Here is a 12,152-nt window from a genome sequence, read left to right as displayed (position 1 = left end):
AACCAAAATGCTGCCAAGGGCATTTGCCTGATCCCCATCTGATGGGTCCATTCTATGGTTTTTCCAAAATCATCTCGTAATTCATTGAGATTATAATGCGAACTCGAACATTGTAATCCCTGATCCTCAATAATCTTTTTTAATTCAGTACCACTATACTTGGCAAATCTATCGAAAGTGCCTTTATAGCCTAAGGGAGAACACATTTCAACCTCGCTATAACCTAAATTGGCCATCTTTTTGAGCGTTCCCGGGAAGTCCTGGAACAACTGTTCGCGAAGTGTCCAGACCTGAAAGCCAATTGATTTCGGGGTATTTTTAAAACCCGATAATACAAAAGGTACTTGACTTAGTAGTGCTGCGGAACCTAATGCAGTCCCCGTTGATTTTATAAAATTTCTTCTTGATGTCATGGTAGGTTTGTTTCAACGTTCATAATAAAATGTTTATGCCTGTGCCTTTCAGAGAAGCGCATTAAACCTCATCCAGTCCCCAACCCTTACGATACTCTCTATTGAGGTATTCATTGGCTTTTTCGTTATTTTTAATCTTCATGGCTTCGGCATCGTAATGCAAGGTTTTTTGCGAACGCAGCGCCACTGCATATAAATTCACTGCTTCAGTTATTGGCCAGGCCTGACGGAAACCTCCTTCAATTTGTTTTCCATTTTTTATTCCTTCAATAAATCGTTGTATACCGGGCATCTTTACGGAACCGGCGGCAGCAGAAACCTCTTCGGTTTTCTTGATATCTCCACCCAATAAATACGGATCCGTTGCGCGAAAACTTCTGGTCATGATAATTCCCTTACTTCCTTTAAACATGATTCCTTCAGATGGAAATTCAACTCCTTGCTCATAAAATTCTTTTGGAACCGGAGGACGCATCCCGCCATCATACCATACCAGATCAATCGCTGGACGATCATCAACAGCAGGGTATTTAAAACGCATGGAACTGGCGTATGGAAAACTAAAATCATTATTAATTTTAAAGGCAGTTCCCTGCTCACTGATGCCACATACATGATTAAAGTTCGGCTCAATAATAGTTGGCTTGCCCAGCTTTAAATGTTCAAATACGGTCCATAAACTATAATGTCCCATATCCGCCATAGAGCCACCTCCAAAGTCATACCAGCCTCTAAAGGTCATGTTTGTATAATGAGGATGATAGGGTCTGTTTGCTTCGGGACCCAGCCATAAGTCCCAATCGAAACCCTCGGGTAGTTTTGGACTATCGGTTGGTTTTTTGGCATATTGAGGCCATACCGGACGGAAGGACCAGTTGTGAACTTCCTCTAATTCTCCTATAGCTCCATTACGTATCCACTCCATTACCTTCGGCATATCTCCACCATTTGAATCCCATGGTTGCAGATGGGTTGTTGCGTTCGATCTAAGAGCCATATCAAATACTTTCTTTCCCTCGATCAATCTATTCGCTAAGGGCTTATGTACCGAAACCGCAATGTCACGCTTTAAGGCCGCAGCACAAATTACTCCATGAAGGTGATCTGGTGTCATTACCTGAATCGCATCAAGGTCTTTTTCTTTCTCCAGCAATTCACGAAAATCAGTATATGGATTAGACTTGTAATTCTTCCCGGTTTTGGCATAATACGCATCAACTATTTCTTTCCCATTATTCAAACCTCCGGGAATCGTATTGTTACCTCCAGTGTTCCAATTTGGCTTACCTATTAATTCTCGCATCTGATCGCGCAGGTAGGTAGGTCCCCAGTCATAATAGTTAATGGCTCTTCTTTGTGGATCACAAACAGCGGTGATTTGAACATCCTCTATTTGAATAATATCTGATAACTGTCGCAGTCCTTGAGTACCCAATCCAATATAGGCCACATTTATTTTGTCACTTGGCGGAATATGTTTTCCTCCGAGCACACTGGATGGTACAATAGTAAACCCCATGGCAGCTGTTCCCGCTCCTTCAATAAATTTTCTTCGACTGATAGCATCATTAAAACTGGTTTCTGAAGATTCTTTAGCGGATTGAGTTTTAAATGAGGATGCATGTTTTTTCATAATAGTAAAGTCTGGTTAGTTTTTAAATCAATGGAGGAAGAAAATATCCTAAACAACTGATTATGGTATCCTTAAAGGTAGAACATTGCTTTAAAAACTCAAGTGCTTTTTCAAAAATAAATGTAATTGGATAGCTTGAGCTCCCTCTTTTTTGCAAACTAAGCATTGACCAGGGCAGCTGTTCTTCAATCATCATGTAAATTTGATTTTTAAAAAAGACATGATCCATAAAGGACCCTTCTGAACCAAAGATTCTTATTTATGAAGAACTTGTGGCTGATACAATTCATAAAAAAAACTGCCTTTCAGCAGTTTTTTTTTATTTCGTTCGTATAGGTTTTGATCAATCATCACAGGTCCCCAGGAAGTCTTCTTCATGATGTTGCAAATGTCCCCATATAGCATTTACACTTACACAAATAGTTTTGCCTTTATGACAGATATACACTTTTTTATTATTCTTGTCACAGAATTTATAGCCGCTATCATCATCATCATCATCACCACCTTGGCTGCTTTCTAGGATAATATCATCTTCTGATTCTTCCTCTGAGCCTTCCTCAGAACTACCTTCGGATTCATCATCAGACCCATCACTGGAACCATCATCCGATCCATCACCTGAGCTACTGTCAGAACCATCATCAGAACCGTCACCTGAGCTACCGTCAGAACCATCATCAGATCCGCTATTTGAAGCATCACTTGACCCTCCTTCTGATCCATCACTGGAACCATCATCAGAACCATCACCTGAGCTACTGTCAGAACCATCATCAGAACCGCTATCTGAAGCATCACTTGACCCTCCATCCGATCCGTCATCTGAACTACCATCAGAGGCATCACCTGAGCTACCGTCAGAACCATCATCAGAACCGCTATCTGAAGCATCACTCGATTCTCCATCCGATCCGTCATCTGAACTACCATCCGATCCGTCATCTGAACTACCATCAGAGGCATCGTTAAAACTTTCACAAGCCTGAACCGCCATTTCTAAAGTCCCCTCCAGTTCCGTTAAATTATTGAGAATCGTTTCATTACCATCTGTATCCAATAAAACAATTGGAAAATAAATGAACATCTCATAATTAGGCGTGAAAGCTCCCGCTGAATTTTCAAAGGTAAATTCTTCTATAAAAGCAATTAATTCTTCATCTGAATTGATTTCTATTGCCACTGGAATCGGATCATCTCCGGAATAAACCTGAAAAGTCATCGGGTACAAAAAATTAGTACACTGGCCCGAATCATCGGTGGTCCCTTTGGATAAGTCACTTTTATTCTGTGTCAAGATTTGATCTGAATCACTTTGGATCGCAGATTTCATGAGCGAAAGCAGTTTTGCATCCACCGTCACTTTATTTTCGGAAGCACCAATTGGCTCTTCAAATTCACTTTGACAGAATGAAAGCAGGAATAATGGCAGAATTAATAGATATTTAAAAATACTCTGTTTGATTGTTGTACTTTTCTTTTTCATAGCAATTTTTTTTAGAATAATGATATAGTCCCTAAGGCATACACTAGTGAAAAACCAGTCTACAGCTATTCTGTCTATAAAATTATCGACCCTTTTAATAGTAATTTAAAACTCATAGCAAGAGTTTATAATATTCTTTTTCAAAAATTAAAACGAATTAAACCTCTATATATTGTAATTTTTCCTTGGTTAATTTCAACGACCTGCATAGCCATAATTACCTGTATTTTGATCCTAACAAAAGGAACAGACACTCGAGTTTAAGGTAAAAATTGTAGGCGACTATTGTCTTTCAAATTCCTATAGGAATCTTTGCCTCACTTTATTCGGTAAATTTTGCTCTACGTTTGGACAAAAAGTTGTAGGGTTCGTCCTACTTCATTTGCCGGCAATTCTATAGTTAGATACCTTCCGGTCTAAATCCATTAATTATGAAAACTTAAATTATGATTATTCGAAAATTCCGCACTTTTTTGGTTTTTGGCTTTAGCTCATCTAATGAAAAACCTTTCATGCAAATTGAAATCGATATTGATCAACATCATACGTTTTCCAAATTCATTTCAGATTACTTTACATAAAAGGAGAGGTGTTATAGTCCTTAAACTGGTTAAGAGCAATTCAACACAACGTTTAACATTAACCAATTTTTAAATCTGACACCATGAAAAAAGCAATCCTACTTTCGTTCTTAATTTTAATCTTTAGTTGTTCTAATGATACTGATGACGACTTTATTACTATTGAAAATAACGCCGTTAATTCAAATCAATACACTGATTCAAAAACATTCACCCTGAGTATTTTCCAATCCGATGGCACGAGTCCTGCTTCCTGCCCCGAAGTTGATGACTTTTCATATTTGATCCAAGATAACTCTCTGATAAGCGGAGCATTAGGAAGATATGGGCAACTGGAAGTTTCCTCAGATAATACGATCATCGTTTACAGCTGTGTGCTAAGCTCAACTGAAAGCAATGACTTTATCATTCAGAGATTTGGAGGCATGTTGACCACTATTAATGCAGAAACCATTAATTTAGAAGGACGCCTGGAAATCAACAGGCAGACACAACAAGTGTACGGTGCCATCACTATAAACACTGTAAAATCCGATGATTCCAAAACCTATAATGTCTTTGGAGACATTACGGAATCTGGTTCATGTGAAATTGAAAGCTATCCTCAGCGAAAGTCATAAAAATTCGCTCTCAGTAAAAAACCGAATTACATTTTAATTCGGTTTTTCTATGCTTTAAAATGAATCATTCATAAAGGTGTTTTCATTCCTTTTCGGAATGAAGATTTCAGCCCGCGAATCCATTTTTCAAAAATTCGAAACCAACCATCTAAATAAACCTCAATTGGTTGCATCTTTTAGATCTTTAAATGGAAAATTTTTTTCCTGCTGCCCTTTTCCAGTGTTACTACATAGGTCTTTAAAACTTCAGCACCAGATTTAAATGATAGTTTATACTTGTTTTGAACAATGTCCCATCCTTTAAACTTCTTTGCAACAGTTTTATATACATGCACCGGAAGCATAATATTTTTTAAATGCTTCTTTACATTGATGATTCGGCCTTCATAATTGTAGATGACTTCAGCCTGACCTTTGGTAGTAATAAAGACTGCGGTATAATCGTCTTCTTTTGTACCAAAATCAGGGGCTTTTGTAATATCCCATTCTGAAATAATTCCTGAAAGGAACTTAGATTCTTTCTGAGTTGATTTATTATGAACTGCTATTAGGTATTCTTTATTCCAGTTTAATAAACTGTCGCTTTTTATTATTCCAGCGATTGAGTCTCCATCGAATAGAACTGATGTATTTTTTGCAAAGGAACCTGAGGTTATAAAGAAAAGTATTCCCAGAAGTGTTATCGTTACATGCAGCATCTTATTCATTTAAACATCTTTATCTCAAATTTACCACAATTGTTGTCTTTATCGATTGTTATTTTGTCTAATATTTTGTTAATTTTATTAAACATTTTATAATGCCCACTTAGCGACCCGCATAGTAAAATTTGTCCTAATTCATTCAAATAGTGCTTTTTGAGACATTCAAATTTTTGGTCTCAATTACCTTTAATCCTAGGATAATTTAAAACTATTGCAACATGAAAACACATCTTATTTTAATAACAATGCTATTATTTTTAACAAGTTTAAACGTAACAAATGCACAAAAGAAGAAAGGTCGGACCTATAAAACTTGGGTTGAAATAAGTCAAACCAATTTAAAATACAAAGGACAATTGATACAGCTAAAAGATAGTTCAATTGTAATTCAGTTTTGGCAAGAAACAAAAACCATGGAAATTCCAGTGAAGGAAATTCATAAACTAAAATTTCGAAAGAAGGGAGCGATTGGCATGGGAGCTGGAATCGGAGCAGGAGTGGGTATACTTACAGGAGCTATCGCTGGAATTGCTGACGGCGACGACCCTCCCGCAGAAACCTGGTTCCAATTTTCTTCCACAGCCGAAGAAAAGGCAACCGGTGGAGCGATTACACTCGGTATTCTGGGCGCTGCCACAGGTTCAGTAATCGGTTCTATTAAAAAGAAATTTACCCTAAATGCAACGCAAGAAAACTATAACAGATTCAAGCCTGATTTAAACAAATATCTGGCCAATTGACCTTATGATTGTGAAGATTGAAAATTCCAATCAAATCATCATAAAATATCGGCTCAAGCCCTGCAGTAGCGCATGAAAAAGCAGCTTGATTCGTTCATTCCAAGGCAAGCAACTCAGCACAAGGTGTTCTGTTTACCAAGAACCACAACAGTATATTCAGGCTGGGCCAATTGTCCGAACATCATAAACTTATTCAGTTTGTCTTCCTTTTGTAAGCGAGAAGTAAGCATGGCATCCTGACCATTGATACAAATCGAACTCATTAAAAAAATATAAGAACTCTTTTTTTTTATATCAAAAACATTAGGGAGTCACAATATTAAACCATTGAAACTCACTAAAGTCTGTCAAACATTTATTCAGTTCATAATAGTCAAGCTTACTTCCTTCAAACTTAATTACGCCATTGCTCATAGCTGTTTTTGCATCTAAACTTCCCGATATGATTCTATTCATATCAGATTTATTCACGGTTATGGTGGCATCAGCATCAGGATCCTGATAATCTGACCAGTAATTCAATACCGAGTTTTCAAGAAAAATGGTGTATTCTTGATCGATATCCGGGAAAACATAATTCACGGTAATTTTTTTTCCTTTAGCCTTTTCCGCATCCAGCTGGATGCCCATATATCCAAACAATAAGTCTAAAGACATATTGCTAATCATATCTACCGAAGATGTTCCGCCAGTTACATTTTTTTCGATTCCGAGGCGTAATTCCTTGGCCCCCGTCAAGTAAAAATTTCTCCAGGGACCGCTTTCAGCCTGGTATCCCATTTGCTCCAAAATATCCGCTTGTAAAAGTCGGGCCTTCTTATTTTTAGGGCTAGAAAACACAAGGTGATTGAGCAACTCTGCTGCCCAACGGTAATCACCGTCATCAAAGGCCTGTTGAGCTAAAAGAACAACCTTGTTTTCTCCGCCTATGGCTTCAACATATTTTTTCCCAACTGCTTCAGGAGACAGCGGATCCAAATGCGCAGGATTGCCGTCAAAATAACCGAGGTAATAATTATAGACAGCACGAACATTATGACTTTTACTGCCATAATAACCATGGCTTCCCCAATTGTTAATCAATGCTTCTGGAAATTCGACCAAATCATTTATTTCATTGATGGTATATCCCAAATTCGCATAGTGCAACGTTTGGTCATGCATAAACTTATAAACATCCCTTTGACGTTCAATATGATCATTCAATTCCGCTTGTCCCCATACCGGCCAATGGTGCATGCCGATGGAAACTTCCCCTTTTGTACCCCATTTTTTCAAAACTTCGTTTAAATAAATGGGCCATAAGGAGGCATCCCTGGTTTTTGCTCCTCTCAACGTATATAAATTATGCATGGTATGAACAGCATCTTCTGCCGTTGATATTAATTTATACTCATCGATATACCACATCATTTCTGAAGGTGCTTCAGATCCGGGCGCCATTATGAACTCATAAGTCAATCCGTCAATAACGTGTACTTCGCCTGACTTTAATATCTCATTTGTAGGTGGAATCAAGGTTACGGTTCCTGTAGATGTGGTAATCCCTAATCCCGCTCCTACCTGTCCTTTCGCTTCTGGTTTCAAGGAATTTCCATACATATAATAAGACCTTCTTGTCATCGCATTTCCCGCAAAGACATTTTCTTTTATGGCATTGTCTAAAAACCCTGATGGTGCATATATTTTAACTTTTCCCGAGTCAATATCATCTTGATGTACAATTCCTCTTACCCCGGCAAAATGATCGATGTGGGAATGGCTGTATACAATGGCAATCACTGGTCTGTCTCCACGATGTTTCCTGTAGAGCTCTAATGCTTTTGCAGCAGTTTCAGCGCTTATCAATGGATCGTAAACAGTCACCCCTTTCTTTCCTTCTACAAAGGTAACATTTGACAAATCCTGACCTCTCACCTGATACACTCCAGGAACTACTTCAAAAAGCCCATTGATCATTAACAATTGACTCTGCCTCCATAAACTAGGATTTACTGTCTCAGGCGATTCGGACCCCTGCATAATAAAGTCTGTATACCCTTTTAAATCCCAGACCAGCGTTCCATCTTTTAGCACCACCTTTCCATTTTCAGGCAAAACTTCAATCAATCCTCTGGTAGCACTTTTAAAACTTATCGAATCCTTAAATGGATATTTTTTGTATAGTTTTCTGTTTTTCTTTGAGGTATGACTACTGGCATCCTTTTTCCCAGTAGTAAACTCATAATTTTCAGGTTGTTTTTGTGTACACGCTACCAGAAAGATAAGAATAGCAGCACTAATGAATTTTGTCATGGGGAGGAAATATTATATGATTATCTAAAAATACGATTTTCTTGCATGATGTAAAAAAATCATCCAGGATATAGACCATTAGCCTTTTAAAGAAATAATGTTAAACTATTGCCCTAGTCGGGCTCAATGTCATTTTACTTTTTGAACACCAGGCATCTGCCAAGTTCTGTTAATCACTGATTCGTCGGGCCAATACATCCTAAACGTAAGTTCAAAGTCTTGACCTGCGACTGTAGAAGGAAGCCAATTCGCTTCTCGACCTTCAGGCGCTTCAGACTGAATATAAATATCCAAAGACCCATCCTCATTATAAATCATATCTTTCATACTACCCAGTTCATATCGTTCAATTGAGTTATCAACCAAAAACCCGTTTTTGTCATACATTGTTACAGACCAAAATCCTTTAACGGGAGGAAGCTTGTCGGCATCAAAATGTAATATGTATTTGTTAGTACCATTGAATTTTTCCCCATTTACATCAACGGCAGCGTTCGGGTAAATAGCATCTTCAGGAGTATTGGCACCAAATCCAATTTTGGTGACATAGGCTCTTAACGCATAATCAGTTCCGTAGTTTCCTAAACCACTCGTATTTACCGTCCAACCGTTTTGCATGACGCCCGGTTTGGGCCTGGCAGTAGTTTCAGCAAATTGTTTCTGAATGAAATCAGGAATTTCTCTAATTTCAGATTGTTGGTCTTCGCTAAATTGATCCATATCAAAAGTCCCCCCGGGAACGATCCCCAAGGTCTTTAGTTTTCTCATGAATGGCTCATCAGCTTTTGTGGGTGGGTTCGTTACCATCAACGCCATCATTTCATTAAAATAAGTCGTAATATCCATACCGTCCACAACGTCCATTGGAATCCCGTTTTTACCTGAATCTACTTTCCCTTTAGGTGCTTTATAATTTGGGACGTTCATATCTTTTAATGGGCGACAAATCAATCCACTTTGAAAGTTGGCAACTTCTTTTTTACCGTCTTCATTATTCTTTACAGCTACCCTGCCCAAAACCCAATTTAAACTTGTATTTGACCGAATAACTGTCAAGTGATCCGGAATATCCTGATCATATGCTGGTCCCACAAAGGCAATATGCATTTCATCCTGACCAGTAGTTCTTGATCCGACAGAGGCCACAACATCACCAAAAGCATTGAGGATAGGGATTAAATAATATCGTTTGGTTGCAGGAATATAAAGGTATAATGGTCCTTTTGACAAATCTGCATAAACAAGGCTATAATATGTATCGGTATTTGGTCTAACAACAGCAGTGAATCCAGCTTTTGGAAACTCATGCATCCCTCCCCATTGATTTAAAGGTGCTCTTCCAGTTCCATTATTCGCTTCTACATTAGTACAAACCTCTTGGGTATAATACATCGTAAGTATTGGATATCCATACAGGTATGCTTCTTTCAGTAATGAAATATCAGTCATATTTGAATCTTTAGAATGAAGTTCAGGCTCTTTTTGTGATTCTTGTTTTTCTTTGCAGGCAAAAACAAATCCAACAATTATTAAAACCATTATTTTAAAAAAAACATTCTTCATCATTTGGAGTTTTACATTTGAAAAATAAGTTGTGCAAAAGAAAATTTAAACTCTTCCATTGAAAATCGGAAGCTAAACGAAATTGAATGAAATGTTTAAGATACTAAAAAAACGAACGAAGTGAAAAGTACTTTTTGAGATTACAATGCAGGTCATTTAGATAAATTATTTCCTCCACACCTTATTTGGCCTCCATAGCAAAGTCATTCTTCCCATACTATTAAGCACTTAATAAATCTCATAAATAAATATGTAAATGTCCATTGAGCTGCACCTTAAAATTAATTATCTTAGAACAAATATCCTGATCTAAAACAGGATTCGAAAAAAACCAAGCATGAAAAAAGGAAATATATCTGTTTTTGGCGCGGCGGCATTAGGAGTGGGCTCTATGGTGGGTGCTGGAATCTTTGCCTTATTGGGGCAGGCTGGTGCCATCGCTGGTACAGCCACTTATTTATCTTTCTTTCTGGGTGGGGTTGTCGCCTTGTCCTCAGGCTATTCATACTCTAAACTAGGAGCTACCTTTCCTTCATCAGGAGGCGTTATTGAATATTTACAACAAGGTCTGGGAAGAAATGCCTATTCAGGTACTTTTTCTGTTTTGTTTTTATTAGCAAGTGTGATTTCCATGGCCATGGTATCTAAGACCTTTGGGAGTTATGCAGGAAACCTGATTATAGATCCTTGCCCTCAATGGCTTCAAAATACACTAACCAGTGCTGTTCTTGTAGTGTTTGTTGGATTAAATTTTATTGGAAGTAAGGCTGTAAGTAATGCTGAAACCTATATAGTCATTGCTAAACTATCCATTTTGTTTCTTTTTATGATTGCAAGTATGCAGTTTATTGAATGGCAAAATTTTGCTCCATCATCCTATCCTGCTTCCAATAGCATTTTAGGAAGTTTAGCCATCACTTATTTTGCCTATACGGGTTTTGCAGTAATAACAAATACGGCTGCCGACATGTCCAAACCGAAAGAGCAACTTCCAAAAGCTATATTTTTAGCTATAGGATTTACCATTTTACTCTATGTTGGTTTGTCCTTCGTAGTTTTCGGCTCTCTTTCTGTGGCGGATATCATTAAATACAAAGAAACGGCACTTGCACAAGCGGCGATGCCTGTCTTTGGTGTCTTGGGATTCACGATCATTTCCGTTGCAGCCTTATTGTCAACCTCATCCTCACTTAATGCCAACCTTTTTTCCACCCTCAAAATGAGCGAAAAGGAAGCCCAGGAAGGTGAATTATCAAAATTGTTTATCAAATTACTCTGGAAGCAAGGAACTGTCGGCCTGTTAATTATTGGGTTTATGGTGCTAATAATGGCAAATTATATGAACTTAGAGTCAATCGCTGCTTTAGGTTCAATCGTTACACTCATTGTTACTTTTGTTGTACATGTTGGGCATTACAGAATCAAAAAGAAAACTGGTGTTTCTACTTCTTTACTGCTTAGTGCTATTATTTTAAATGCTGGAACCATCCTTTTATTTCTCAATTACTTAATTGATCAAAAATCCTATTTTATCCTGTTAGCACTTGGCTCCATTTTAATCGGCTGTTTTCTATTTGAGCGCTTTTATCTCAATAAACAAAGGAAAATCCAGGATCAATCCAGTTAAGCCTATAGAAGGATTTGACAGTTCAAATGAATCTTCAATCATATCGCAAAATAAATTTCTAATTCGGTAATAGTCTCTCTTAATGTTATAACAGCATCTGCTGATGATTGAGTACTTGCTCATCGGCTTGAACATGAATTGATCCATTTCGATAAAAAACCTCAACTGTTCCAAAATGGGGTGGAGAAAAAGAGAAAATGCTATTTCAAAAAACTACAGTCATTACAATTTTTGTTTAATTTTTTTTTATTCACATTAGACATTTTGTTGATTTCATGCTATTTTGTCTAATTTTTTCATATATTTGTTATACAAAAATTAATTTACGGAAAAGGTTCCAACTTCAAGCGAACGGTAAAAAAGCAAGAACCTTTTCATTATTAACAACCTTTAAAACTAAAATTATGAAAACAAAATTATTATTTTTCGTACCACTTTTTCTCTTATTTACATTTACCTCCTGCAACGAGGATGACACTATTCTGGAATC

At 37.4% G+C, this 12,152-nt stretch carries 11 protein-coding genes; 3 read left to right on the top strand and 8 right to left on the bottom strand.

The features are described 5' to 3' along the window. From ACR2MV_RS08475 to ACR2MV_RS08460, 4 genes are all read right to left on the bottom strand, one after another. A partial coding sequence (locus tag ACR2MV_RS08475) for a twin-arginine translocation signal domain-containing protein (RefSeq protein ID WP_434021476.1) occupies positions 1–413 on the bottom strand: 413 nt, incomplete at its 3' end. Between the two features lie 61 nt (positions 414–474). Further along, complete coding sequence (locus tag ACR2MV_RS08470) at positions 475–2,046, bottom strand: Gfo/Idh/MocA family oxidoreductase (RefSeq protein WP_434021475.1); 1,572 nt, start codon at positions 2,044–2,046, stop codon at positions 475–477. A gap of 22 nt (positions 2,047–2,068) precedes the next feature. Then, on the bottom strand, positions 2,069–2,242 hold the full coding sequence (locus ACR2MV_RS08465; protein ID WP_434021474.1) for a hypothetical protein: 174 nt from the start codon (positions 2,240–2,242) through the stop codon (positions 2,069–2,071). 147 nt (positions 2,243–2,389) lie between these two features. After that, positions 2,390–3,532, bottom strand: coding sequence for a hypothetical protein (locus ACR2MV_RS08460; RefSeq protein ID WP_434021473.1), 1,143 nt, complete (start codon positions 3,530–3,532; stop codon positions 2,390–2,392). Positions 3,533–4,196: 664 nt separating this feature from the next. Between ACR2MV_RS08460 and ACR2MV_RS08455 the strand changes: the two genes are divergently transcribed. Beyond that, entirely contained in the window at positions 4,197–4,733 is a 537-nt protein-coding gene (locus ACR2MV_RS08455) for a hypothetical protein (RefSeq protein ID WP_434021472.1), read from the top strand. A gap of 176 nt (positions 4,734–4,909) precedes the next feature. Here the strand turns inward: ACR2MV_RS08455 and ACR2MV_RS08450 are convergent, their stop codons facing one another. Next, positions 4,910–5,431 (bottom strand): hypothetical protein, encoded by a 522-nt coding sequence (locus ACR2MV_RS08450; protein ID WP_434021471.1) that lies wholly within the window; start codon positions 5,429–5,431, stop codon positions 4,910–4,912. A gap of 224 nt (positions 5,432–5,655) precedes the next feature. Here ACR2MV_RS08450 and ACR2MV_RS08445 point away from each other — a divergent pair, with 224 nt between their 5' ends. Continuing rightward, positions 5,656–6,177 (top strand): hypothetical protein, encoded by a 522-nt coding sequence (locus ACR2MV_RS08445; RefSeq protein WP_434021470.1) that lies wholly within the window; start codon positions 5,656–5,658, stop codon positions 6,175–6,177. Between the two features lie 113 nt (positions 6,178–6,290). On the opposite strand, the gene ACR2MV_RS08440 is transcribed toward ACR2MV_RS08445, so the two are convergent. The 3 genes from ACR2MV_RS08440 to ACR2MV_RS08430 form a co-directional block, all read right to left on the bottom strand. After that, complete coding sequence (locus ACR2MV_RS08440) at positions 6,291–6,440, bottom strand: hypothetical protein (RefSeq protein WP_434021469.1); 150 nt, start codon at positions 6,438–6,440, stop codon at positions 6,291–6,293. Positions 6,441–6,480: 40 nt separating this feature from the next. Next, a complete protein-coding gene (locus ACR2MV_RS08435) occupies positions 6,481–8,472 on the bottom strand; it encodes an alkyl/aryl-sulfatase (RefSeq protein WP_434021468.1) in 1,992 nt (663 codons plus the stop codon). Positions 8,473–8,601: 129 nt separating this feature from the next. Then, positions 8,602–10,035: a DUF1254 domain-containing protein gene (locus ACR2MV_RS08430; RefSeq protein ID WP_434021467.1), complete on the bottom strand. Its 1,434-nt coding sequence runs from the start codon at positions 10,033–10,035 to the stop codon at positions 8,602–8,604. Between the two features lie 337 nt (positions 10,036–10,372). Here ACR2MV_RS08430 and ACR2MV_RS08425 point away from each other — a divergent pair, with 337 nt between their 5' ends. Next, positions 10,373–11,662, top strand: coding sequence for an APC family permease (locus ACR2MV_RS08425; RefSeq protein WP_434021466.1), 1,290 nt, complete (start codon positions 10,373–10,375; stop codon positions 11,660–11,662). Positions 11,663–12,152 lie beyond the last annotated feature (490 nt).

This window comes from Lutimonas sp., assembly GCF_051011215.1.
Taxonomy (GTDB): Bacteria; Bacteroidota; Bacteroidia; order Flavobacteriales; family Flavobacteriaceae; genus Lutimonas.
This window is presented reverse-complemented; position numbering and strand designations above follow the sequence as displayed.

Excerpts from the sequence above, each read along its gene's own strand:
- ACR2MV_RS08470 (WP_434021475.1), bottom strand. The coding sequence starts at position 2,046 with ATGAAAAAACATGCATCCTCATTTAAAACTCAATCCGCTAAAGAATCT.
- ACR2MV_RS08465 (WP_434021474.1), bottom strand. The coding sequence starts at position 2,242 with ATGATGATTGAAGAACAGCTGCCCTGGTCAATGCTTAGTTTGCAAAAA.
- ACR2MV_RS08460 (WP_434021473.1), bottom strand. The coding sequence starts at position 3,532 with ATGAAAAAGAAAAGTACAACAATCAAACAGAGTATTTTTAAATATCTA.
- ACR2MV_RS08455 (WP_434021472.1), top strand. The coding sequence starts at position 4,197 with ATGAAAAAAGCAATCCTACTTTCGTTCTTAATTTTAATCTTTAGTTGT.
- ACR2MV_RS08450 (WP_434021471.1), bottom strand. The coding sequence starts at position 5,431 with ATGCTGCATGTAACGATAACACTTCTGGGAATACTTTTCTTTATAACC.
- ACR2MV_RS08445 (WP_434021470.1), top strand. The coding sequence starts at position 5,656 with ATGAAAACACATCTTATTTTAATAACAATGCTATTATTTTTAACAAGT.
- ACR2MV_RS08440 (WP_434021469.1), bottom strand. The coding sequence starts at position 6,440 with ATGAGTTCGATTTGTATCAATGGTCAGGATGCCATGCTTACTTCTCGC.
- ACR2MV_RS08435 (WP_434021468.1), bottom strand. The coding sequence starts at position 8,472 with ATGACAAAATTCATTAGTGCTGCTATTCTTATCTTTCTGGTAGCGTGT.
- ACR2MV_RS08430 (WP_434021467.1), bottom strand. The coding sequence starts at position 10,035 with ATGAAGAATGTTTTTTTTAAAATAATGGTTTTAATAATTGTTGGATTT.
- ACR2MV_RS08425 (WP_434021466.1), top strand. The coding sequence starts at position 10,373 with ATGAAAAAAGGAAATATATCTGTTTTTGGCGCGGCGGCATTAGGAGTG.